Here is a 26,290-nt window from a genome sequence, read left to right on the forward strand (position 1 = left end):
AGTATCATATGAAACAAGAAAGCTCATTATTAAAGCATATCGAAGCAAAATTTGAAGCGCTTTATCAAAATACCCCAAGACTATTTCTAGCTCCTGGGAGAATAAATATTATAGGAGAACATACCGATTATAATGATGGTTTTGTACTACCAGCAGCTATAGATAAACATATTGCTTTTGCAGTGGCCAAGAACGATTTGAATTGCTTTCGTTTCTATTCCATGGATTTTCATGAATTGGAGGAGGTCAATTGTTTGGAATTGGGTCAAGACATAAAACTATGGGCTCAATATTTAATAGGTGTTTTGGCGCAATTTGAAAAAATAGGAAAGCTTGATTCTGGCTTCGATATGGTTTTTGGGGGTAATATTCCGGTAGGTGCAGGCCTTTCTTCTTCAGCAGCTTTGGAATGTGGCTTGGCTAAGGCTGTGAATGTTTTATCCAATTTGCAATTAAGCGATATCGATTTAGTGAAGTTGGCACAAAAAGCAGAGCATGAATATGCAGGAGTGATGTGTGGAATCATGGATCAATATGCCAGTGTTTTTGGCAAGAAAAACCAGGTTTTTAAACTCGATTGTCGCGATAATACTCACCAATACTTTCCACTTGAACTTCATGACTATGAGCTGCTTTTAATCAATACCAATGTGAAGCATAGTTTGGCCTCCTCCGAGTATAATCTCCGACGAGAAGAATGCGAAAGAGGAGTCCAGTATTTTAAAACTTTCGACTCCAATATTACTGCCCTTCGCAAGGTGAGTTTAGAAATGATAGAAGCGCATGAAGACAAACCAGACCCTGTAAGTTATAAGCGTTCTAAGTATATGGTGGAGGAGATCGCTAGAGTTGGACAAGCCACCCAAGCCTTGGCTAATCATGATCTCAAAACCCTTGGTCAATTACTCTATCAAACTCACGATGGACTTTCTAAATTATACGAAGTAAGTTGCCCAGAGCTCGATTTTCTCGTTGACCTAACACGGCCATTAAACCAAATTCTCGGTAGCCGAATGATGGGCGGTGGATTTGGGGGCTGTACCCTCAACCTCATTAAAAAATCTTTTGTTTCGGAGTTTAAGGAAATAGTAGACATGGCTTATGAAAAACAGTTTTCAAAAAAACCAGATTTTTACGAAGTTCATCTTAGTGATGGAGCTAGAGAAGTGTTTTAATCTATCTATTTTGGTTTAGGATATATAGAGATAAATATTTCTAAATTTGATAGGCCTAAATACTGAAATATACTATCTTTACAGGATTCATTATCAGACAGTAATATAAAACTCATATCATGAAACATGTTCTTTATTCTATCATTATTTCGATTTTTATTACCTCACCTTTTTTTTTATCAGCACAAAAGAATTGCAAAGTTCTAGTATCCGAAATTGATAGCATATACACCGGAAAATGTAAAAAAGGATTGGCAAATGGTAAAGGTACAGCTATAGGAATAGATAGTTATACTGGAAAATTCTCAAAAGGTTATCCTCATGGCCGTGGCACCTATAATTGGGCCAATGGGGATATTTATACTGGAAACTGGAAGGAAGGTAAACGAAGCGGAGCCGGTAAACTTACTCTGAAGTTAGGGGCAACAGATAGTATTATTGACGGCCTATGGGATGATGATAAATATATGGGGGCAAAACCCATTCCACCAAAAGTGATTCATAAGGTAAGTATCGATCGTTATTCATTTAAGAAGACTGGTGGAACAAAAAATAGGGTCTTGATCAATTTTATGCAGAATGGGATGAGAAATACAACTATTACGAACTTTTCCATGAGCACATCAAATGGCATCGAATCGAACCTGGGTCATTCTATAGGATATGATTTTATAGAATTTCCAGTGAGGATACTCGTTAATTATATGACTATGAATAAATTAAAGTCAGAAGAATATCAAGTTATCTTAGAGTTTGAAATTACTGATCCCGGTGATTGGTTATTAGAAATCCATAATTAAATTTCAGCTTTTACGAAATTAAGTATGCTCTAAATGGGTTTGTTTTCTTTGTGAATAACATGTATATTTGTTGTAATAGGAGAGCTTTTTCACTTTTAGGGAGCATAAAATACATTTGTATTTAGTTGAATTTGGGGAGGCTAAAAACACTAAGTTGATGAAGGGCACAAATTTGAAGAACCGATTTTCAAATCATATATATACACCATTACTATTTGTATTGGCTTTTTCTATTGTATTCAGCCTGATTCTTTATGTTGCCTTTGAAAATGAAGAGCAAAAACAAAAGCAAAATACTATTGAGATTGCTGAGATGATAGCTCAATCTGTAGATATCATGCTCAAAGGAAATCTAGATTATATCAATCTTTTGGCTGAGAGAAGTGCTAGCCATGAACTTTCGAAAGACGAATTCCATCAAAGTATTGTAGAGTATATTAAGGTGCATCCTGAGTTTATAATTATCGTTAAAGCAGATAGTAATTTTGTTATCGAGGACATAGCACCATTAGAAGGAAAAGACCATATTATTGGAATGCCGGTTAATATTTCTGAACCAATGAGAGCCTCTCGATTAGCCAAGGAAGAAAGGCGAGCAGTTTATACTTTACCTTTTGAGTCTATTTTATCTCCTCGTACTATTCAGGTTTGGACTCCTGTTTTTAGTAATGATCGGTTTCTCGGTTTATTAGCGGGGGTTTATTCTTGTGATAAAATATTAGAAAATAGTATTCCAGAAAATCTATCAAAAAAAATACGTGTAAGTATTTTAGATGAGAATGATCATATCCTAGCATTTGTTCAAGATGCAGATTTCGAAGGATTAGGCGACTCTCATGATATTAGATTGAAATCTATTCCAAATGGAATGAGTTTAAGAATTGAAATGATTAATCCTTCAGAATATAGTTGGTTGATGATACTCTTGTTTGCTTTAATCATTATTATGGCCATAGGCCTTACTCATAGTTTATACAAGGTTTCTAGGGAGAATAAATTACGAAATCAAGCTCAGAAAATTCTTGAAAAGAATGAGATATACCTAAAGAATCAAAACCAAGAATACGCTACTTTATATGAAAAAAATAAATCTCAAAATGAGAATTTAAGAAATGCTAAGCAGAAAGCGGAGGAAGATAGAGCCTATATCAATATGTTATTTAGTTCCGTCCCTGTAGGCCTAGCTCTTACCTCTCTAGATGGTTCGTTAAAAGAAATTAACGCTGCTTATGCTCAAATTATTGGATATTCAATTGAGGAGACTTTAAAGCTGTCCTACTGGGATATCACTCCTAAGAAATATGAAGCAAATGAACAAGAACAATTAGAGCGTTTAGATAAGAAAGGAGTTTATGGGCCATACGAGAAAGAGTATATTCATAAATCAGGCGCTCTCATTCCTGTCCGCTTGAGTGGAAGGATTATTGAGAAAGAAGGGCGAAAATATATATGGTCCACCGTTGAAGATATTTCAGATAAAGTAGAGGATGAAAGGCGATTGAAAAAACAATATGAGGAATATGCATCATTAAATAAAGAATATAGAGCTCAAAATAAAAGTCTCCTTCAAGCTTTTAATAATCTAGAGGAAAGTGAAATACGTTTTAAAGCTCTACATAATGCATCTTTTGGAGGTATTACTATTCATGATAAGGGAGTCATATTGGAATGTAATAATGGACTTTCTACTATCTCAGGTTTCCCCATAGAAGAATTAATAGGGATGGATGGACTTCTCTTGATTGCAGAGGAGGATAGGGGAAAGGTCATGTCGAATATTCTGGCTGAGATTGAAACATCATATGAAGTTAATGGTTTAAGAAAAAATGGAGATATTTATCCCCTGCGCCTAGAGGCTAGGATGATTCCTTATAAGGGTAGAACTGTTCGTGTTGTTGAGTTTAGAGATATCACGGAGCAGAAAAATATAGAAAATCAATTGCGAATTGCAAAAGAAGATGCCGAGAAGAGCGACCATCTGAAATCAGCATTTTTGGCCAATATGAGTCATGAAATTAGAACGCCTATGAATGGTATCCTTGGGTTCGCAGGTTTGCTGAAAGAGCCAGATCTCACAGGGGAAGAACAACAAGAGTATATTCGGGTTATAGAGAGAAGTGGAGCCAGGATGTTGAATATCATCAATGATATTGTTGATATTTCAAAATTAGAATCTGGTCTAATGGAGTTAAATTTGGCTCCTTCAAGTATTAAAAAACAAATGGAGTACATATATACATTCTTTACTCCAGAGGCCAGTAAAAAAAATATAGAACTGTCCTATTCCCTGAGCCTTGCAACAGAAGAAACCATAATAATAACAGATAGGGAAAAAGTGTTTGCCATTTTAACAAACCTTGTTAAGAATGCTGTAAAATATACCGATTCAGGGAAGATTGAATTTGGTTGTCAGAAAAAAGGTGCATTTATTGAGTTCTATGTTAAAGATACAGGTATTGGAATTCCTCAGGATCGGATTAAAGCTGTTTTTGAAAGATTTATCCAAGCCGATCTATCTGATACTAATAATCAGCAAGGTGCTGGCTTAGGTTTAGCCATTACAAAAGCCTATGTAGAATTATTAGGTGGTGAAATTTGGTTAGAGAGTGAGAAAAACAAAGGATCTACTTTTTATTTCAATATTCCATATGTTCCTTCATGATGCAATGATTAATGCCAATAGGAAATGTGCATTTTTATTGATTTTAACGCTAAGATCATTTTATCAGTTTGTATAATAAGCTTCATAGAAAAATATTATTATTTATCATTTCCAAAAAAAGCTATATTTGCACTATGCATTCAAAAACATAGTGATGTGAGCAAAATGATAAATACACGTTTTAGATATTGGATTGATAAAGGGGAAAAGCCATATTTGGGTTTAGGCCGTGTCCTATTATTAGAAAATATTTTAGAGCATGGTTCTATCACCAAAGGTGCAGCAGCCATAGAAATGTCCTATCGTAAGGCTTGGCAATTGGTAGAAGATATGAATAAACTATCGGAACATCCTTTAGTGGAAAAGCGGTTAGGAGGAAAAAAAGGTGGAGGAGCAGTTGTTACAGAAACCGGAAAAGAAGCCATCAGAAAGTATTACGAGCTGCAAAAGAAGATTGAAGCTTTTATCGCTACACAAACTCAAGAATTTAATATCTAATGAAGAAATTCAGACTCCTATTATTCATTAGTATTTTGTTTTTTACTTCCTGTCAAAAATCGGAGGAGTCGAAATTAAATATTGCGGTTGCTGCCAATATGCAGTTTGCCATGAAAGAGATCATCAAGGAGTTTAAAGAGCAGACGGGTATAGAATGTCAAATGATGACCAGTTCTTCCGGAAAACTCAACGCACAGATAAAAGAGGGAGCTCCCTATCATATATTTGTCTCGGCCAATATGAAATATCCTCAAGATTTATTTGATGCAGGATTCACCACCTCTAACCCCGAGATTTATGCATATGGCAAATTAGTATTATGGTCGATGAAAGAAGGTGTTTTACCCTCAATTGAGTTGTTACAAAAGGTGCAAATAAATCATATTGCAATAGCAAATCCCAAAACGGCACCATATGGAACGGCTGCCAAAGAGGTTTTAATGAATTTGAATTTATACAAAGATTTAGAATCTAAGCTAGTTTATGGAGAAAGTGTTGCCCAATGCAATCAGTTTATTCTGTCTAAATCTGCAGAAATGGGTTTCACTGCAAAATCTGTGGTGTTGTCAATGCATGGTAAGGATCAAGGTCAATGGATAGATGTGGAGGACTCACTATATTCACCTATTACACAAGGAGCGGTTATCATTAAGCAAAATGAAATGCATGCAGAGGCTAAGGAATTTTATGAATTTCTTTTCTCAGATAGAGCAGCTTTGATATTGGAAGGGTTTGGTTATCAGGTGAGTGTAGCTCAGGATTGGTTAGGAATAATTCAAGAATCAAAATTGTCAAGTGAGAAAGACAAGCTCGCTGTATTATTAGAGGAGGCTACAGAATTAACAAAAATAGTGTTGAAAGCAAAGGATTAACTTATGATAAATGAGATTCAAACTATTAAATCATTCACGTATTAAATCATTCCCTCATTGAAAATGAATAATTTAAGAGGAAAAATATCAAAAATAAAAACCCATGGAAATATCTCTCAGGTCAAAGTTGATTTAGGAGAGGTTTGCTTTTGTACGGTGATTATTGAAACTCCAGAAACAGCTTCTTACTTAAAGATAGGAAATCCCATTCAAGTGGTTTTTAAAGAAACTGAAGTTATTATTGGCAAAGGGAATCAGGAGGATAATAGCATTCAAAACAAAGTGGATGGAGTAGTTTTGGATTTTGAGAAAGGTGTGATTTTATCTAAGGTCGTTATTAAAACCGCTATAGGAAATATCTCTTCATTTTTAACCACTGACTCCGCTGAGAAACTCCAATTAGTAAAAGGTACTTCCATTTGTGCCATGATACAAACCACCGAAATCATGTTATCAGAATGATAGATTGGCAACCTTTAATATTGACATTTGAACTGGCCTTGGTCACCACATTATTACTATTGGTGATATCCATACCGCTGTCCTATTGGTTGGCTTATACCAAGTCGCGTATCAAGCCGGTTATTGAAACACTTGTTAGTATGCCATTGGTATTACCCCCTACGGTTTTGGGTTTTTATTTGTTAGTGGCTTTTAGCCCTTCAAATTCTTTTGGTTCTTGGCTAGATGAATATTTAGGTTTGCGATTGATTTTCTCATTCCAAGGCTTGGTAATTGCTTCCATTATCTATAGTTTGCCGTTTATGATTCATCCTATTCAGGCAGGATTTTCAAGTTTACCCTCCTCAATTTCAGAGGCTAGTTATGTGCTTGGGAAATCGAAAATGACAACCCTTTTTAAAGTATTATTACCTAATATTAAAACCTCATTACTAACAGGAATTGTTTTGGCATTTGCCCATACTATTGGAGAATTTGGTGTAGTGTTAATGATTGGAGGAAATATCCCAGGGAAGACTAAAGTAGCGTCTATTGCCATTTACGATGAGGTAGAAGCCTTAAATTATGTCGCGGCCAATTCCTATTCCTTGATATTATTTGCTATCACTTTTTGTATTCTCCTGATGGTTTATTTGGTGAATGGCGGTTACCTAAAGAGATTTATCCAATAATAGTTGCAAAGAAAGAGAAATGATAAAAATAAACCTGCAAAAACAGCTCAATGCAGCTAATGGCTTTCTCCAAATAAATGTGGATATGGAAATAGAGAAAGGTCAACTAGTAACCATATATGGGGAATCTGGAGCTGGAAAAACATCTATTCTTAGGATGTTGGCGGGGTTGATGGAAGCTGATAGTGGTTTGATCAAAGTTAATGATGCTATTTGGTTAAATGAAGATAAGGGACTTTGTTTGAAGCCACAACAAAGAAGAATTGGTTTTGTTTTTCAAGACTATGCCCTGTTTCCTAATATGACAGTTAAAGATAACTTAAGCTTTGCATTGGAAAAAGGTCAGGATAAGAATATTGTTGAGGAGCTTATTGATTTTATGGAGTTGGGTGATTTACAACTTCGTCATCCTGATAAGCTTTCTGGAGGTCAGAAGCAAAGAGTAGCCTTAGCCAGAGCTTTGGTCAGAAAACCCGAAATACTCCTTCTCGATGAACCCCTCTCAGCTCTCGACGCTAAAATGCGAACTAAATTGCAAGATTATATCCTTAAAGTTCATCGAAAGTATCATTTAACAACCCTCCTCATTAGTCATGAAGTGGGAGAGGTGATAAAAATGGCAGATAAGATTTTTATCCTTGAGCAAGGTAAAATTGCAAAACAGGGAAAACCTATCGATGTATTCTCTAGTAAACAAATCAGCGGGAAGTTCCAATTTTCTGGTGAGATTGTTCAAATAGCCAAAGAAGAAATCATTTATATTGTCACGGTTCTTATAGGTGCCAATTTCGTAAAAATCGTTGCCGAAGAAAATGAGATTTCTACCATGAAAGTTGGCGATAAGGTAATTGTAGCCTCAAAAGCTTTCAACCCCATACTACGAAAAATCACTTAGATTCTCTTTTGTTTCCGTATCATATCAACCTTGAGTGTTATTTTTTTTCAAAAAACTGCTCCTAAATGCAACACTTGTGTTTTTCTTCTGTTATTAATCCTGTAATTAACAAACATTTTAAATTTGTTTTTGTCTCAAATGATAACTTTGCGCGTCATAGGGATATGGAAATAAAAAGCTTATAAAAAAATAACGCATGAGAAAGTATTTGATCCTCCTTGGTATTCTATTAATGGCATTTCAGCTTTCTGCTCAAAAATTTACCATCAGTGGTAAAGTGAAAGATGCTGCCAATGGTGAAGAACTAATAGGAGCCACTATATTTATTAAAGGCCTAAAAACAGGAACGGTGACCAATGAATATGGTTATTTTTCTTTGAGTCTTGATAAAGACGATTACGAGATAGAAATCAATTATCTGGGTTTTGAAGCCATTCTTCAGAAAGTAGTTTTAGATAAAGACCATTACTTTACTTTTGAATTAGCAGAATCCTCTTCCGATTTGCAAGAAGTGGAAGTAACAGGTGAAAGAATAGATCGCAATGTCAAAAGCAACGAAATGAGCAATGTGAAGCTCCAATCCAAAACCATTAAAAAAATCCCTGCCTTTATGGGAGAAGTGGATTTGGTGAAAGTGATACAATTGCTTCCTGGTGTTCAAAGCACATCCGAAGGATCCTCAGGATTTAGTGTGAGAGGAGGTTCTCCTGATCAAAACCTTATTCTATTGGATGAAGCTACCGTTTATAATGCCTCTCACTTAATGGGCTTTTTCTCGGTGTTTAATAATGATGCTATTAAAGATGTGAAAATCTATAAAGGCGATATTCCAGCTGCACATGGTGGGAGACTATCATCCCTTTTAGATGTGAGAATGCGAGATGGTAATAGTAAGAAAATATCTGTCACTGGTGGAATTGGTAGTATTTCGAGTCGATTGACTATAGAAGGGCCTATAGTGAAAGACAAGACTACTTTCCTAGTTTCTGGACGAAGAACCTATGCGGACCTTTTTCTTAGACTCAGCTCTAATGAAGACCTTAAAAACAATATCCTTAACTTTTATGATTTAAATGCTAAGGTGAATCATACCTTCAATAAGAAGAATCGATTATATCTTTCTTTCTATATGGGTCAGGATAAATTCGCCAACGATTTTGCAAAATTATATTTCGGAAATAGAACTTCCACCATACGTTGGAATCATTTATTTAGTGATAAACTCTTCTTTAATTTCACTTTCACCAATAGTGTGTATAATTATAATTTGGGAACTCCAGAAGGCAACCCCAATGCTTTCGATTGGAAAAGTAGAATGACAGATTATGGGGTAAGAGGAGATTTTACCTATTTCTTGAATCCTCAAAATACTGTAAAATTTGGCTTAGAAGGCACCTATCATATTTTTGAACCTGGTAGTGCTAAAGGATTGGGTGAGGAGGCTTTGTTTACTGAATTTGTTCAACCCAAGAATTATGCGCTGGATTATGCATTCTATATCTCTAATGAACAGAAGATTGGCGAGAGAATACAGTTGAAATATGGATTGAGACTCTCTGTTTTTCAGAATATTGGTCCTGGAACTATTTATAATTTTGATGATAATTATGATAAAATCGATTCTACAGTTTATCCTAAAGGAGAAATATTTAATACCTATATGGGTTTAGAACCACGCTTCGGAATTTCTTATTTGCTCAACGATTATTCCAGTATAAAAGTCAATTATTCCCGTACTCGTCAATCTATGCAATTGGCACAAAATTCCACAGCCGGAACTCCTTTGGATATTTGGTTTCCTGCTTCACCTAATGTGAAACCTCAAATTGCTGATCAAGTGGCATTGGGGTATTTTAGAAATTTCAATGAAAATGCAGTTGAAACCAGCGTGGAGGTTTATTATAAAAACATGAAAAATGCCATCGATTTTAAAGACTTTGCTGAAGTCTTATTAAACGAGCAACTGGAAGGTGAACTGAGATTTGGGAAAGCCTGGAGTTATGGAATTGAATTTCTCATCAGAAAAAATGTAGGTAAGTTAACGGGTTGGATAAGTTATACCTATAGCAAGACTGAGCGTAGATTTGAAGATATTAATAGAGGAAATGTATATCCCGCTCCTTATGATAAACCCCATGATGTTTCTATTGTAATGAGTTATGGGCTTAACGAGAGATTGGATTTATCAGCCAATTGGGTTTATGCCACCGGACAACCAGCAACATTTCCAACCGGAAGAGCCCATTATGGAAATACAATAGTCCCTATTTATTCTGATAGAAATGCCTATAGAATGCGAGATTATCACCGTCTAGATGTTTCTGCCACATGGAGGAAGAAGCAAAAGGAAGGTTCCAAGTTTGATTGGGATATTAACCTTTCTGTTTATAATGCCTATGCTCGACATAATACTTGGTCAATCAACTTTATTCAAGATGAAAATGATCCCAATGTGACCTATGCAGAACAGACTTATCTCTTTAGTATTATTCCAGCATTGACCTTTAATTTCAAATTTTAAGACCATGAAAACAATATATATATACCTATTATTCGTTGCGCTAGCTCTTGGTATGATTAGCTGTACAGAACGTATCGATATTGAGTTAGATGAAACTTTTGCTCGATTGATAGTGGAAGCAAATTTGACTAATGATACTATGGCTCATTCCGTTTATTTATCAGAAACTTCTTCTTATTATTATAATCAGCCAGCGCCAAAAGTAAGTGGTGCACAAGTCAGGTTTATTGATGATTTGGGAAATGCAGTAGAGTTGAGTGAAACAGAAGCTGGAACCTATCAAACACCTGATGATTATTATGGAGTGATTGGAAGAACCTATGAACTCAGAATTGATTTGGAAGATGAAATCGGAGGATCGAAAATATATGAAGCCAGCTCCAAGTTAGTAGATGTAGGGGCCATGGATTCTATCCGTATGGAGTTTAATAGTCGATTTGGTAATGATGGTTTTTGGATAGTCAAACTTTATGCTTTGGATCCTGGAGGAATCGAAAACTTCTATATTTTCAATGTCTACAAGAATAACGAGTTAATGACCGATACGCTAAATAAAGTTTCTTTTACCGACGATAAGCTCTTCGATGGAAACTATACCTATGGAATCGGTATTTCCTATTTCAACAATTCTTATGACAACCAAAGCTTTGAAATGGGCGATACAGTGGTGCTGCAAATGGGTGGAATTACAAAGCCTCACTATACTTTTTTAGCTAATATGTCGGAAGCCACTTCCTTTCAAAATCCTCTATTTGGAGGACCTCCAGCCAATGTTGTGGGCAATATCAGCGGTAGTGGGTTTGGGTATTTTGCTGCTTATAGTAGTACTTATGGTTCCTTGATTATTTCAGAAAAGACCGTTGATTTTACAGAGTAATGATGTTTACATATCCGTTTTACTCTGGCTTTAAACAGAGTCTGATTCCTAGGGCTTTAAAATGAAATATTCATGTCTTCAAAAGAACTTACTGAACCATATTTAGGAGATTAGATTTTTTGCTCCCTTCAAGTAAGAGGCAAACAAAAAATCACATAAGATGATTGAGGTTTTAATCGAAGATAACGAGGTGTTGTTATAATAACTATTTAGATTTCTTAGTCATCAACTTCTTCAATATAGCAGGCTGATCCTTCAATACCTTTTTCATCCAAGCAAAGTTTTCCGACTTATACCAAAAGAAGAAACGATGTTGTTCTTGTTTCTCGTTTTTCGATTTGGCAGTAAAAGTTTTCTCCAGAGTATAAGGATGGTAGCCAGAATAGTAGATTACTGTTGCTACGGTCATAGGGGTTGGAGTAAAGTCCTGAACCTGCTCCAACCGGAATCCCATATCTTTGGTTTCAGCTGCTAAATTCGCCATGTCCTTATGCTTAGATCCTGGGTGAGAGGAAATAAAGTAGGGGATAAGCTGCAAGTTGAGTTTTAACTTCTCATTTATCTTATTGAAGTTACTGGTGAACTTCTTGAAATTCTCAAAAGGAGGCTTTCTCATAATATGCAAAGTATCATCGCTAGTATGCTCTGGTGCTACTTTTAAACGGCCACTGACGTGTCTGGTTAAAACTTGTTCTAGATACTCATTTAACTCTCCTTCATCGCCTTGCTTATTGCGATCTTTTACCAATAAATCGTAACGAATTCCACTGCCAATAAATGCTTTCTTAATATTAGGATTGGCATCTACAGAACGATAAATATCCAATAGGGGTTGATGTGATGTATCTAAGTTTTTACAAACATTTGGATGGATACAGCTCGGGCGAACGCATTTTCCACAAATGCTTTGGTCAATACCTTTCATACGATACATATTGGCACTTGGTCCACCCAAATCACTCAAATAACCTTTAAAATCTGGCATCTGAGTTACCTGTTCAACCTCCTCTAAAATGGATTTTTTAGAACGGCTGGCAATAAACTTTCCTTGATGTGCAGAAATGGTACAAAAACTACATCCTCCAAAACATCCTCTATGCATATTAATAGAGAATTTAATCATTTCAAAAGCAGGAATATCACCACGCTTTTTATATTTAGGATGAGGAAGTCGAGTATAAGGAAGGTCGAAAGAACGATCTATTTCCTTTTCGCTCATGGTAGGAAAAGGAGGATTCACTAAAACCATTTGATTACCTACTTTTTGTAGCAATCTTTTGGCCTTCATTTTATTGGATTCCTGCTCAATATGTTTAAAATTGGCAGCAAATTTCAACTTGTCTTTCAAACACTCTTCATGCGAGGTGAGCTCAAAATCTTCCCACTTTTTATTCACCGGAATCTTCTCGTTCTCAGCAATCAAAACTGAAGTCTGAGGAATGGTTTTAATGGATGAAAATGGAACCCCTCTATCTAAAAGTCTGATTAGCTCCATGAGGGGCATTTCGCCCATTCCATAAACCAATAAGTCGGCACCTGTTTCAACCAATATAGATGGTTGAAGCTTATCACTCCAATAATCGTAATGGGTAACACGGCGAAGAGAAGAACCTACTCCTCCAAGAACTACAGGAACATCAGGATACAATTTTTTCAAAGCTTTGGTATAGGTTACCGAGGCATAATCCGGACGAAAGCTATGGGCACCACCTGGTGTAAAAGCATCATTACTTCTGAGTCTTTTGTTTGCGGTGTAATGATTTACCATAGAATCCATATTGCCATCAGTTACGCCAAAGAAAAGTCTAGGTGCTCCAAACTTTTGAAAGTCGCGTAAATCGTCTTGCCAATTGGGTTGAGGAACGATTCCTATACGAAATCCCTCGGCTTCAATAAGTCGTCCAATAACAGCTGCTCCAAAACTGGGATGATCCACATAGGCATCTCCGGTGATGAGGATAACATCTAATTCTTCCCAGCCGCGCTGCAACATTTCTTTTTTGGTGATGGGTAACCAATCTGTAATCTTAGGTTCTTGATACATAGTTTGCAAAGATAATGGGAAAAATACAATGGGAATCTAAATTGTTAAAATTGGATATGATTTAACGAATTGGGGATGGTTTATTGGAAAAGGGGAGCACTATTCTCCTGAATTGTTGCTTTATAATCTTTAATCGTAGTTCAGGTATTCTTTCGTTTGAAGCTTTAATTAACGCAGCTCAGAGAGCTACGCTACTGGTCTTTTAAAAAATCATAAACATCACCATCCGCTCTCTTCTTAATATAAGGTATTTGAGTAAAATTGGAGGAGATTCCATGGAATATATCATAATAGAAATCATAAACACTTGGGTATTTAGCTGGAGATTTGCCAATAAAATAAGTATGAGCAGCGCCAGGAGGAAGTGTGAATTTCACGATATCTGAAAAATTAATATAAGTGGCATTTTTTGCCAATGGATAGAATGCTGTTTCTCCAAGTTGATAAGATTCTTTGGTGAAGATACGAATGCCATTCAGGTTTACATCATTGATATTTGAGTTGATGATGATTCTTTCTTGAAGATTGAAATTTTCTACCCATTGAGTATGGTTTTTTTCTTCCACCGCAGCAGCATTGATGATACTATACTTAAAAATGGGCTCCTGATTTGCAAATGCAGAATCCTCTAGTGCCAAATTCTTAGGGTATTGATTGCCAATGCTATGATAAATTGCAGATAAAGAGTGCGTTTCGAAACCTTTGTTCTCTTTTCTAAAAGTTCGCATCAGGCTCAAAATATATTTATAATGAACCATAGATTTTGAAACATTGGGTCTCATAGTTTTTAAGTTTTCCCCTGGACTGATATTAGGATTTCTGCTGGGCCAACTGAATACTATTACATTCACTTTTTGATAATGTTGAACATCATAACCTCTATGTACTGCATTATTAAAGGTCTTTCCAGCGCCATGAATAAAAAGCAACCAATCATCTTCTATAGCCGATATCTCGTTGATAAATTGGCTAGAATCCATTAAGGTATAATGAATAGAATCGGCAGTGATAAACTCTCCCTTGAAGAAATAGGGGATGCTGTCCTTACTTAATTCATAGTTGGAATAAACCTCATTATTAATCATTGTAGTATCATGATTAGAAATGATATAGATGGTAGAGCCTTTACTGATTTCATTAGAATAAAGAAACCCTGTTGGCTGAGCCATAGCGTTTGTTGTAATTAGAATGAAACTAAAAAGGACTATACTTATATATATTGAAATTTGTACTTTTATATAGGAATTCATGCGTATGTGTTTAGTGAAGCAAAAGTAGGGAATGACATTATAAACACTTAGTCATAGGTAGTTAATAATATGCTAATTAGGATTTCTTAAGAAAACAAGGTGATTGAAAATCACAAGGGCTTAAATTAAATTAGATCTAGCGTGAAGACTAATAAAACTTCTTTGTTATGTTTGCAATATGAAAAAACAAATCCATTATTCTTTAGCTGTTCTAATTATTCTTATTAGTTTTAATCTTAAGGCCCAAGATCATTATACCATTTATGATGATTATCCAGGAATGATAAAAACCTATAAGCCTGCTTATCAGGATGAGTATCCAGAATGGGCTAAGATGTTATATCAGGAGCCTGTTAATTATAATGAGGTATTAAAAGCATATTCAGACTATTTGCAAAATAATGAAGTAGCGAAATCACCCATTTTACGCTATTTTAAAATTTGGAAAAGAAATATAGAGGCTTTTGTTTTGGAGGATGGATATATTCAAATTCCTGATTTGAAGAAATATCAAGAGAATCTTTTGGAAACTCAGGTGGCATCAATTACTCATGCATATAAAACCAACTCAAACTGGAGCTTTTTAGGTCCGAAGGAGACCTTTTGGTTAAACGAGAATGGATCTTCAACAGCACCCTCCTCTTGTCCTTGGCAAGTGAATGTGTATTGCTTTGATGTTTCGGCATCTAATCCCGAAATATTATATTGTGGAACTGAGACCGGTTTTGTAAATAAGTCCATAGACAATGGATTAACATGGGAACAGATTGGCTTGAATTATGTTTTTGGCAGTGGGATATCTGCCTTAAGTATAGATCCCGAAAATGAAGAGATAGTTTATGTATGTGCTGAAAGCCAAGTACACAAAACAGTGGATGGTGGATTGACTTGGATTCCTTTATTAGGTCAAGACGAGTATTTTCACACTAATAATATGGAGATTGACCCGAATAATCCTGAAAAACTGATACTTGGAACTTCTAATGGTATTGTTATCTCCAATGATGGAGGTGAAAGCTTTGAGAATGTGTTTTATGGTCCTAATGTTTATGATGTACAAATTAAGACTGATGATTCAAACGTCATTTATGCCATATCATGGAATAATTGGAATTTTGCTATTCTAAAATCAACTGATGCAGGTGGGAGCTTTGATTACGATTCTCAATTTCCAAGTGGAATAAATGATGCTAGTGGAGGACTGTTAGCTTCATCACCAGCGAATCCAGACTTATTATTAGCTATATTGCTAAGCACTGATAATACACCTTATTTATATCAATCTGACATGAGTATTGGAGATTGGAGCTTATTAGCAGAAGGAAATACCAGCCAATTACCAATGAATAATGGGCAAGGTTTTTTCGATTTAGTATTAGAGATATCTCCAATTGATGAATCCTTGATTTTTGTGGGAACAACAACTTTATATAAATCTTCAAATTCTGGAGGTCAGTTTCATGCCATAGGTGGATATACAGGCTCTTTTCAAATACATCCAGATATTCAGGATATGAAGTTGCTGTCAGATGGTAACACATGGCTAGCTACTGATGGAGGAATGACTTTTACAACCGATAACTTCACCAGTACCAATAATTATTTTTCAAGAACAAATGGAATCATAGGGTCAGATATGTGGGGCTTTCATCAAGGATGGAATGAGGATCTTATTGTTGGAGGAAGGTACCATAATGGAAATACAGCCATGGCCGATTTTTATAATGATAAGTCATTGAGAATGGGAGGTGCTGAATCTCCTACTGGATGGATAATGCCTGGTAAAAGCCGACATGCAGCCTTTAATGATTTGGGTAATGGCTGGATTCTTCCGGAAACTGCTGAAGGAAAACCTGAAGGGCGTTTTATTTTCAGTAAGTATCCTAATATGGATGAATATGGTGGCAGAAGAGGCAATATCGTATTCCATCCCAATTACTATGGAACGGTATTTTTAGGAGAAGGAAATGCTTTTTGGAAAAGCATTGATGGCGGTATAACTTTCGATATGCTTCATGATTTTGGGGGCAGAGTAAAGTTTTTAGACATTAGTTATTCAAATGCTCATGTGATATATGCTGATGTTGTAGGGCAAGGTTTATATAGAAGTTCAGATGATGGATATTCTTGGGAATCAAAACCCAGTTTAACAAGTGGCGATTATGGTAATTCTTATTGGAGAGGGAAAACGCATTTTGCCATTTCTCCAATGAATGAAAACACGATATATGCATGTTTGAGTAATGGGACATGGACAGAAGATATTGGGCAAGTTTTTCGATCAACAGATGGTGGAGATACTTGGATGGATTGGACAGGAGATTTGGATACTTATACCAAGTGTTTGGTGATTCAGCCGGATGAGAACCTACAGGATATTGTTTATTTGTTTACCAATGCTGAAAACGGGCAAGCTGCTAGAGTTTTCAAACGAGGAGAAGATGAAGATACATGGACAGAATTCGACACTGGATATCCTTCAGGAATGAATGTGAATTATGCCATGCCATTTTATAGAGATGCAAAACTAAGAGTTGGTGGTAGTGGAGGTGTTTGGGAATCTCCAATGGAGCAGGAAGAAATGGCCATTTTGGTAAATCCTTGGATAGAAAAGAAATTCTATAATTGTATGTTGGATACCCTGTTTTTTAATGATCATAGTATCATGAATCATGATGGAGCATCCTGGCATTGGGAAATATCACCAGAACCTTTATTTATTGAGGATGCAAATTTAAGAAATCCAAAAGTGATATTAGGGGATACAGGATATTATTCCGTAAGCCTTAGTGTAATAAAAGATGGACAAGAATATAATAAAACAATAACTGATATGGTTTGGGCTGGGGCTTGTTCATCCATTGAAAATTGCGATAATCCAGCAGAATTACCAAAAGGTGATTGGGAGGTTTTTTATGTGGATAGTGAGGAAGAGAACTATCCTGGGTTGGCATCTATGTCCATTGATGGCGATCCATCTACTATTTGGCATACCGAGTGGAGCAGCGGATCGGACCCTTATCCTCATGAAATGATAGTGGATTTTGGTAGTGCATATCAACTCTTTAATTTCACTTATTTACCGAGACAGGATGGGGAAAATGGTAGAATTAAAGATTACACCCTATATATCAGCGATAATGGTTATGAATGGCATGAAATGAGTAATTCTAGTTTTGAAAATTCTGCGGCTCCTCAAACAGTAGTCTTTGAGGAATCTATTAATGGAAGGTTTTTTAAACTCGTAGCACATTCTGAAGTTAATGGAAATGAGTGGGCTTCGGCTGCTGAGTTTTCATTGGTAGGCTGTACTGAATTATTAGGAATATCAAATATGGAATCTATTAATGATTTAAAAGCCTTCCCAATACCCATAACTAATTTGGTGAATATTAATCTGCCCAATATGCAAATCAATGAATACGAAGTGGTATCATTGTCGGGACAAGTATTGATATCTAATGCCCTAAGAACTCAGAATAAAAATCTAACTATTGATATGGAAGGTTTTCAAACTGGAGCTTACATAATAAGGTTAATTTCTCCAAATGGGTTCATATTTAGAGTGAAAGTGATAAAGAATTAAGTTTTATTTAGGTTCAAACAAGGTGTTTTTTGATCTAGACCTTAATTGTGTTTAATTTCCTACTTGAATTTCTTGTGCTTGCCAAGCGTATTCTCCGTTTTCATCTATTCCCTGAATCATAATCAGATATTTCCCTGAAAATAAAGGAGTCTGCAAATGAATATCCGAGAAATCTTTCAGATCTGTTTTCCAATAAATGGTATTGGAGAAGGATTGTTGTGTTTGTAAGTTGGACATGTTAAAGGAGTAAAATAAGTAGTTTAAGTATTGACCCGACTCAGGAAATCTCATATTGCCAAAATCTCCTTTTCGTGTTTTAATATGAATTACCCCACCATATATTTGGTTACCATGAACATATGCCTGATTGATAACTTCAATTTCTTTCACCAACTTAGGATTCATGGCTAGGACTCTATCTGCCTCGTCCACTGGCACCCAATCCACCATCACTAGTGAAGGATAAATGTTTAATTCTGCTTGAGTTCCAATTAAATGTAAGCTCCTCTTACCTTTTTTCTTTTTAATAGTCACCCAACTTGGCAAGTCTGTAAAATATTGTGACATGCTATCCAATGGCACATAAAAATCAAAATCGATGGTTTTAAAAACAGAGCCATAAAAGGCTTTTTTCTTTCTGGTTTTATTTTTTACAATGGGTTTGCTTTCATAGATACTTGCTATTTGTTGTCGTTTAGCCATTTTTAGTAGGATTTCCTTTTCTGCTTTTTCAACTGTGAATTTTGGGGTATTCAAGTTTATTTTTTTAGTGCAGAAATCTTGATCGATTTGAATTTCTACTTTTCCTTCTTCGCTAGAACCCGCAATAAGAAAAAGCTCCTTTTCATTAAAATCTTCTACCAATGCTACGTTAAAATGCCCATCGGCATCACATAAAACCGAGATAAAATCTTTTTCACCAAGAATATGAACATTTAATTGATGAAATGGCGAAACATGGCCATTCACGAGTATTTTTCCACTTAAGCTTAATCCTCTTGTTTCAGCTTCGTATTTCATTTGATAATAATACTCAACTTTTGGTTTTGTTTTGTTAAGTTTGAAGGCTTGACTTCCTGCAGGAATCATGCTCACACTTGGGTTTTTAAATTCAGCCACCGATTTATCTAAATGAATGACTAATGGATCACCGACTGTATATTTAGATTTACTAACCAAAAGGTCTGCATTGGGTTTTAATTTTGATATGGTTTCATGAACTATCAGCGAGTCTTTAATGTCCAAAACCTCCTTTTGGAAAGGGTTAATTACCTTTAAAAGATTGTAATGGTAATCATAAGGACTTCCATTCCGCATCCATTTTGTATAAGTTCTTAGGAAATAATAACCGCTTAACACATCCTCAGGAATAATTAATTTTCCGGAATAAGATTGATCGATAACTGGGAGTTTTGTTTGGTTTATCTTCTGATTTTCTGGGCTGATTAATTCCACATAAACAACTGTGCTTAATAACTCATCTTCATCTGAAATACTGAGGATACCAGAGAAACAGATTTCTTCTCCAGATATATATATAGCTCTATCAGTCCAGGTTTCTGCTTTTTCGGCTGGCAATAAACCTTGTGCATTCACATTAGCGAGTAGTAGTCCTGAAATCACGACAAGGAGATATGTTATTTTGTTTTTCATCATCATTAGTTTGGCCAAAATTCGGGTTTTTGTGTGACACCACCACGCATGGTGCAAAAAATACATTCGTCATTTAATATAGTAGTGGAAGGAAATCCATCCTCAGATAGCAAATATGCGGGATAATCGCGGGGTGAAATTTCAATAAATCCGAATCTTAATGGCTCTGGATAACAGCGATCTGAGTAGTTTAATTCGAATTCAGGTTTCGGTTCTACAAATATCCTTTTTTTGCTAATATTACTGGCTTGAAAAAATCCTAAAACCTCAAAGTCAGGTGAACTTGTATTTCTTATATTTCCTTTTACAGCAAGTGGTTGTGTAGCGTAAAGGCCACCTTGTTCTTCGTTGTTTTGCCTGAGTTGATCCCAGTAAAAGTAGGCTGCTCTGCTTAGTGCCATTTGTTCTATAAGAAGGCTATATAGAATTCCTAATTTGGGTCTTGTATTTTCAATATAATGAAGAGGGAATTTATTGATACTGTTAGAACTAAAGCTTTCGGTGCTTAAGGTGAAAATCTCATCTACCAAATCTGTTCTATAACAAATCATTTCCGAAGAATCTGGAGGGCTTACTTGCTGAATTTCTCCATTATAATAAAACTCAAGAGGATAAACAGAGTGATATTCATAGGTTTCTGTGAGTTTCCAGCGGTAGTATCTGCTATCAGAATTTTCGCCTGTCATATTGGTGTAAAACTGGACTCCCATTAACCAGCCTTCTGGGTAATCAATATGGTGTTGTTCCACTTCATAATATACTTCCCCAATAGCTGGACCTTTTGGAATATAGTCGTAGTCGGACTCCAAGACTATACCACCTACGATAGTTACTTTTATTTTATAACCCCTTCCAATGACCAATTCATCGCTTGTCATCCAGACTTTGTAAGTCCCATCCCCAGTGTTAATTAAATCGAAAATATTGTTTTCATCGTCAATGATTTTTACTTCACAAAAATCGACAGGAATAAAATGAGGCTCCTTAACTGAAGAGGTGATACTAACATTTACCTCTTGCCAACCTTCCTGGTTACTCACCATCCCTTGGACTACATATTTTTCTATTGAGGACGCTTTTAATGCTGGATTATAAGGCTTTATGCAGGTCCATAAACCCAATAGAATAATTAATGAAAGGATAATGTTCATCATTTTTCGGGATGAAAATAAAAGAGTAATATGTTTCATTAATTTCAATTTCATGGCCAGAAAATTGGTTTTTCAGTTTTACCACCTCGTAGAGTGCAATCTACGCATTCATCATTCATTAATACTGGAATCCAAACCCCTCTATCTTCCATTAGCCAAGCAGGATACATATTAGGTGTTATTTCGATCAATCCTTTTCTCATCAAGGCAGGAGAGCATTTATTAGAATAATCCAGTTCTAAATCGTTTAAAGGTTCAGTAAATATTCTTTTACTGGTTTCGGAACTAGCTTGGAAAAATCCTAATACTTCCAAGTGAGGATTTGTTGTATTTACGATATTCCCTTTAATAGCTAGGGGTTGAGAAGCATAGAGACCTTCTCCAATGGTATTGTTGATTCTCAATTGGTCCCAGTATTGATAGGCAGCCTCACTCAACGCAATTTGTTTAAGCATAAAACTATAAAGAACCGATAATCGTTCTGAGGTATTACTTACATAGTGTAATGGGAGGTTGGAATATTCATTCTCGCTTAAACTTTGGGTAGAAAGTGTAAATATTTCATCAACAACTCTAGTGGTCCAGCAATAAAATTCGGAATAATCTGGTGGAAAGATATGGTTGACCACCCCATCATAGTAAAACTCTTTGGGGTAAGCAGAGTGAAACTCCCAAGTCTCGGTGATTTGCCATCTATAAAATCGGCTTTGTTGGCTGCTTGCTTTTAAATGGGTATAATATTGAATTCCTTTTATCCATTCATCGGGTTCGCTAGTGGGCAAGTCTTTTAATTGGAAAAACACACCCTCTATTTCTGGTCCAGAAGGCATCTGGTCAAATGATGATTCCAAAATATCCTCATTGGGTAAAACAATTCTAGTTTTATAAGCTCTACCCACAACCAAGTATTCTTGACTCATCCAAACTCTATATTTGCCCTTTTCATATTCTTCCATGTCAAATTTTTGGTTTTCATCATCAATAATTTCTACTTGGCAACCTCCAACAGGAATATAAGCGGGTTGTGTTAATGCTGATGAAATGGAGATATCTATTTCTTGCCACCCTTCTTGGTTGTTCACCGTACCTTGTACCACATATTTTTGTAAGGCATTATCCTTGAAATTGGGATCGTATTTTTTGATACATGAGGTCAAAATTATGAACAAGATTAGATATATAAGTTGATTAATCCGCATCGAAGTTCCCCAATTTAAATATCCAAGTTGCAGTAAAGATAGGTACGCCAATCACAGCATATTGATAGCTTGAGATTCTGCCCTGTTCTTTGGTGAAATATACAGAATAGGGATTTTCTCTGGAGGTAAGATTATAAACACTGAAGATAAATGAGCTGTGAAGTAGCTTTTTCTTTCTTAAGTTTCCTTCTACAGTTAAAGAGATGTCGGTCCGAAAGTAATCTGGAATTCTATATTCGTTTCGTTTGGAATAGTCGAGATAGGGTTGGCCTTCTATATAATAATAACTAGTTGGGAAAGTAGCAGGCTTACCAGTTTGATAGGTTAAGGAAGTACTAAATATTACTCGTTTACTAATTCGGTAATTGATAATGGCATTAAAAACATGAGGAATATCAAAATTACTAGGGTAAGGGTCGCCTTGATTAATTTGGTTCCACTTTTCCCCGCCATCTACTTGTATCATGGAACGCGAATAGGTATATGCCAACCATCCTCCAAGTTTCTTGCCTGTTCTTTTCACTAATAACTCGATTCCATAACTGGTTTGGTCACCTTGTAAAACAGTAGTTTCAACCAAAGGGCTACTTAGGAAATCGGCTCCATCTTTAAATTCGGTATAGTTTTTAGTGCTTTTATAATACACTTCGGCACTGGCTTCCCATCCTCCTTTAGGAAAGTTTCTAAAAACGCCAAGGGAAACTTGATAGGAGCGACTGGGTTGTAAATGATAATCAGCCAACTTCCACTGAGAATTTGGAGCTACCGTAATGGTATTATTTAGCATAAAAATATTCTGATGCATTTGGTTGAAGCCTAGCTTGATGCTTCCAAACTCATCGGTTTGATAGTTTAAAGAAGCTCTGAATTCTGGGAAATAATACCATTTGATGGCCTTACCACTATCGAAAGTTAATGAATCCGAAATATTTCTCTCATCTCTTGGTCCATTTTCAAAATAGGTATATACTTTTTTAGGACCAAAAGCACTGTATGCGGAAAACCTGAATCCAGCATTGAGTTCCAATAAAGGAGTGATTTGGTATTTATCTGATAAATATAAAGCAGTTTCAAGGCCTTGCTCATTACCCAAATGGATAGGTGATTGTAATGATTGATTACCTGATGGTAATACATCACCTCTTTCCAACCCATACCAAACTCCATTTATTCCAAAATCAAGACTGTTTTTCTCGGTAAATATTTGATGGAAATCGGCTTTTATATCATATTGCCCCACTTTGAATTCATGCTCATAAGCAGCGCTTTCTAGCTGATTGTCGATGGTTTTAAATTGATATTCAGCTCCACTAAGAGAGAAGTCTCCTCTAAGACTAGAATTAAACTGATGACCAAAATTGGCCGATAATCCTTTGTTGGAATACCAATAAGTGTTGATATCGTGAAGCTTAAAATAGTCTTGACTGATATAGCCAAATACATTGATTTGTGTTTTGGGTAAATCGTAGTTAAAGGAAGCGGTTATATCATAAAATGAAGCTTTGCTATTTCTGATGGTATAGTCCTTTACCTGTTTCAAAATCCAATCGGAATATGAAGAACGGCCACTAATGAGGAATGAGGCCGTATCTTTCTTGATAGGGCCTTCTATGGTTAAATTACCTGCGATAGGACTGATACCGCCATGAGCAGTATACCTTTTTTTATTTCCGGATCGCGCATTGATATCAAATATGGAAGAGATTTTTCCTCCATATTGAGCGGGAATATAACCCTTGTAAATGCTGAAATCTTTAATCACATCGGCATTAAATGCTGGGAAGAATCCAAACATGTGAGATGTATTATAAACAGGGATATTATTATAATAAAAGGCATTTTGATCGAAACTTCCTCCTCTTACATTCAGTCCTGCTGCACCTTCTCCTACACTTACAATTCCGGGTAACATTTCTGATACCTTTATGATATCGCTTTCACCCATCATCATGGGAAGTTCTTTGATGTTTTTAACGCTTACTTTTTCCAATCCAGGGTCCTTATCACGAATACTCATTTGCCTATCTCCATAAATCACCACCTCTTTCATGTCGTAATTAGCTTTTTGCATAGGTAGTTGAAAGCTTCCATCGGATATGACTTGTATCTGGCAATTGATTTTCTCCATTCCTAAGCACTCTATTCTAGCATTATACTTACCAGATGGTAATTGCATCTCAAAAAAACCTAGAGCATCTGTAATCCCACCTTTTTTTAGTTCTTCAAAATAAATGGTTGCTCCTTCTACTCCTTTATCGGTTTGGGCATCCCTTACTCGTCCACTCATTTTTACTTTTCTACCCACTATAGGATATTTTGATGTGCCAACTGTGATTTTAATATTATCAGCTTTTCTACCTTTCATAAAGGCGGATGTTGGTTTTTGAACCTCCTCGCTTATGTTTTCCTTGGGAGGAGGATTATAATCAGGAAGTTGGCTTAGCAATTCTTGTTGAGGAAGTATAACTATAAATGACTCATAAATAGATGCTTTATATTCGGTAGAATTTAAAATACTTTCGAAAGCATCTAAAACAGATATCTGAGAATTTGTGATGTTTACTTTGATATTTTTAGTCCATTCTTCTTGATATAAAACCTTATAATGGCTTTGTTGCTCTACTTCTTCAATAAAATTAGGGAATGAGGAGTCTGTCAATTTGATATTCAGCAGTACTTTTTCATTATTTTGGGCGATGATTGGGAGAAAATAAGCCCACAGTCCGATGAGTATAATGAGCTTTTTCATAATTGGTCCAAATATTGAGTGACTAAATACAATTCAGAATCTGTGGCTTTATGGATTTTAATTCTATTGGCCTTTAACCATCGTTTAAATTTCTTTTGATGGATGTCTTTAATATTTTTTATAAGTGATTTATTCTTCACAATTTGTGAAATATCTCCTTGACAAATGAGAACTATTTCTTTTTTTGCATCGGTAAATTGGTAGTCATATACACTGGCCGTGGAGGTGGTTTCTAATTTTTTAAACCAATAAATCTGGAATTGATGATTTCCGTTTCCGATAATTTGATAGATCTTATAGCTTGCACTATCGATTTTACTGATTATAAAATGCTTATGTTCAAGACTGAATTCACTAAGGTGTTCCAGGGGAACCTCAATGAGTTTGATAGCTTTGTTTTGGTCTTGAAACTCTAATAATACCTTTTGTTTGTAAATGTCTAAGTTTAATTTATGGTTTCTAAATAATTGATTTTGAATCCTTATGTCTCCTGTAGTCATGGTTTTGCCGACTAGAAACTGATGATTATTTACTTGGTTGTTATAGAAATCGGAATACACTTTACCATTAAACAAAATAGGGGATAAACCATAAACCACATCTCTTTGGGTTTTTAAATTTTGGGCGGCCAAAAAATGAATTCCCAAAAATAGAAGTACAGCAATATTAATTAGTCTTAATACTTTCATTAGGCTGATTTTTATTGGTTTGGGTTTGTTCCCTCAAAAGTAAGTAATAATTTAATACATTCTTTATCCTGCCCTTTTTTACACGGCTTTTAGCTTAATTTATAATAATATATGCTGGTGTCTTATGTCCTGATGTTTCTTAAGTTGGATTTGTCTGCTTTTAAGAAATAATATTGGAAGGATACATGTTTGTTCTTTTCTGGAAATAATTTTATTTATTTCGACTCACGCCAAGTCTAAGTTCTGAATAATTTTTATAACTGGAATATGGGTATATATTGATACAGCCAATGATGATTGTGAGCCATTTAAATTGGAGGTCATACAAATGAGGTTATGTTTTGGTTTTTAAAGGATACTCCATTCTGTTTCTGGGAGAATAAATAAATTCAAATCTGAAAATATCGCAAGTATCAGAAAACCAATACTAAATGATTTGTCTAATACTAAAGTATGAATAAAAAAAAAGAAGGATTTTATTCAGTTTCATACTTTGTGATGAGTGATTTCTCAAATTTCTCCCTTTCATTTGCATC

Annotated in this window: 18 protein-coding genes; 11 read left to right on the forward strand and 7 right to left on the reverse strand. The window is 35.5% G+C overall.

Going from position 1 to position 26,290, the window contains the following annotated elements; all coding sequences use genetic code 11:
• The first annotated feature begins 8 nt into the window (after positions 1 to 8).
• The 10 genes from galK (at position 9) to HNS38_RS01095 (ending at position 11,433) form a co-directional block, all read left to right on the forward strand.
• Positions 9 to 1,175: a galactokinase gene (galK, locus tag HNS38_RS01050; protein ID WP_172277689.1), complete on the forward strand. Its 1,167-nt coding sequence runs from the start codon at positions 9 to 11 to the stop codon at positions 1,173 to 1,175.
• 119 nt (positions 1,176 to 1,294) lie between these two features.
• Entirely contained in the window at positions 1,295 to 1,975 is a 681-nt protein-coding gene (locus HNS38_RS01055) for a hypothetical protein (protein WP_172277691.1), read from the forward strand.
• 157 nt (positions 1,976 to 2,132) lie between these two features.
• A complete protein-coding gene (locus HNS38_RS01060) occupies positions 2,133 to 4,637 on the forward strand; it encodes a PAS domain S-box protein (protein WP_172345845.1) in 2,505 nt (834 codons plus the stop codon).
• A 156-nt stretch (positions 4,638 to 4,793) separates the two neighbouring features.
• Entirely contained in the window at positions 4,794 to 5,135 is a 342-nt protein-coding gene (locus HNS38_RS01065; protein ID WP_216663608.1) for a LysR family transcriptional regulator, read from the forward strand.
• Complete coding sequence (modA, locus tag HNS38_RS01070; protein ID WP_172277695.1) at positions 5,135 to 6,007, forward strand: molybdate ABC transporter substrate-binding protein; 873 nt, start codon at positions 5,135 to 5,137, stop codon at positions 6,005 to 6,007. The genes HNS38_RS01065 and modA overlap by 1 nt, the downstream gene beginning before the upstream one ends.
• 57 nt (positions 6,008 to 6,064) lie before the next feature.
• A complete protein-coding gene (locus HNS38_RS01075) occupies positions 6,065 to 6,469 on the forward strand; it encodes a molybdopterin-binding protein (protein ID WP_172277697.1) in 405 nt (134 codons plus the stop codon).
• On the forward strand, positions 6,466 to 7,140 hold the full coding sequence (gene modB, locus HNS38_RS01080) for a molybdate ABC transporter permease subunit (protein WP_172277699.1): 675 nt from the start codon (positions 6,466 to 6,468) through the stop codon (positions 7,138 to 7,140). Before HNS38_RS01075 ends, modB begins: the two co-directional genes overlap by 4 nt.
• Positions 7,141 to 7,159: 19 nt before the next feature.
• Positions 7,160 to 8,035: a sulfate/molybdate ABC transporter ATP-binding protein gene (locus tag HNS38_RS01085; protein ID WP_172277701.1), complete on the forward strand. Its 876-nt coding sequence runs from the start codon at positions 7,160 to 7,162 to the stop codon at positions 8,033 to 8,035.
• 196 nt (positions 8,036 to 8,231) lie between these two features.
• Complete coding sequence (locus HNS38_RS01090; protein WP_172345846.1) at positions 8,232 to 10,556, forward strand: TonB-dependent receptor; 2,325 nt, start codon at positions 8,232 to 8,234, stop codon at positions 10,554 to 10,556.
• Between the two features lie 4 nt (positions 10,557 to 10,560).
• Complete coding sequence (locus HNS38_RS01095) at positions 10,561 to 11,433, forward strand: DUF4249 domain-containing protein (protein WP_172277705.1); 873 nt, start codon at positions 10,561 to 10,563, stop codon at positions 11,431 to 11,433.
• A 205-nt stretch (positions 11,434 to 11,638) separates the two neighbouring features.
• On the opposite strand, the gene HNS38_RS01100 is transcribed toward HNS38_RS01095, so the two are convergent.
• Both HNS38_RS01100 and HNS38_RS01105 read right to left on the reverse strand, forming a co-directional pair.
• The gene (locus HNS38_RS01100) at positions 11,639 to 13,477 is read right to left on the reverse strand and encodes a YgiQ family radical SAM protein (protein WP_172277707.1); all 1,839 of its coding nucleotides are present in this window, start codon (positions 13,475 to 13,477) and stop codon (positions 11,639 to 11,641) included.
• Between the two features lie 191 nt (positions 13,478 to 13,668).
• The gene (locus HNS38_RS01105; RefSeq protein ID WP_172277709.1) at positions 13,669 to 14,727 is read right to left on the reverse strand and encodes an alpha/beta hydrolase; all 1,059 of its coding nucleotides are present in this window, start codon (positions 14,725 to 14,727) and stop codon (positions 13,669 to 13,671) included.
• Between the two features lie 178 nt (positions 14,728 to 14,905).
• Here HNS38_RS01105 and HNS38_RS01110 point away from each other — a divergent pair, with 178 nt between their 5' ends.
• Entirely contained in the window at positions 14,906 to 18,313 is a 3,408-nt protein-coding gene (locus HNS38_RS01110) for a discoidin domain-containing protein (protein WP_172277711.1), read from the forward strand.
• A 51-nt stretch (positions 18,314 to 18,364) separates the two neighbouring features.
• On the opposite strand, the gene HNS38_RS01115 is transcribed toward HNS38_RS01110, so the two are convergent.
• From HNS38_RS01115 to HNS38_RS01135, 5 genes are read right to left on the reverse strand one after another with little or no spacing between them, the layout of a single operon-like run.
• Positions 18,365 to 19,966, reverse strand: coding sequence for a hypothetical protein (locus tag HNS38_RS01115; protein ID WP_172277713.1), 1,602 nt, complete (start codon positions 19,964 to 19,966; stop codon positions 18,365 to 18,367).
• 5 nt (positions 19,967 to 19,971) lie between these two features.
• Positions 19,972 to 21,171, reverse strand: coding sequence for a DUF4249 domain-containing protein (locus HNS38_RS01120; protein ID WP_172277715.1), 1,200 nt, complete (start codon positions 21,169 to 21,171; stop codon positions 19,972 to 19,974).
• Entirely contained in the window at positions 21,168 to 22,286 is a 1,119-nt protein-coding gene (locus tag HNS38_RS01125) for a DUF4249 domain-containing protein (protein ID WP_172277735.1), read from the reverse strand. The genes HNS38_RS01120 and HNS38_RS01125 overlap by 4 nt, the downstream gene beginning before the upstream one ends.
• 19 nt (positions 22,287 to 22,305) lie before the next feature.
• A complete protein-coding gene (locus HNS38_RS01130) occupies positions 22,306 to 25,065 on the reverse strand; it encodes a TonB-dependent receptor (protein WP_172277737.1) in 2,760 nt (919 codons plus the stop codon).
• On the reverse strand, positions 25,062 to 25,754 hold the full coding sequence (locus tag HNS38_RS01135; RefSeq protein ID WP_172277739.1) for a hypothetical protein: 693 nt from the start codon (positions 25,752 to 25,754) through the stop codon (positions 25,062 to 25,064). The genes HNS38_RS01130 and HNS38_RS01135 overlap by 4 nt, the downstream gene beginning before the upstream one ends.
• Positions 25,755 to 26,290: the final 536 nt, after the last annotated feature.

It is taken from the genome of Lentimicrobium sp. L6 (assembly GCF_013166655.1).
Classification (GTDB): domain Bacteria; phylum Bacteroidota; class Bacteroidia; order Bacteroidales; family UBA12170; genus UBA12170.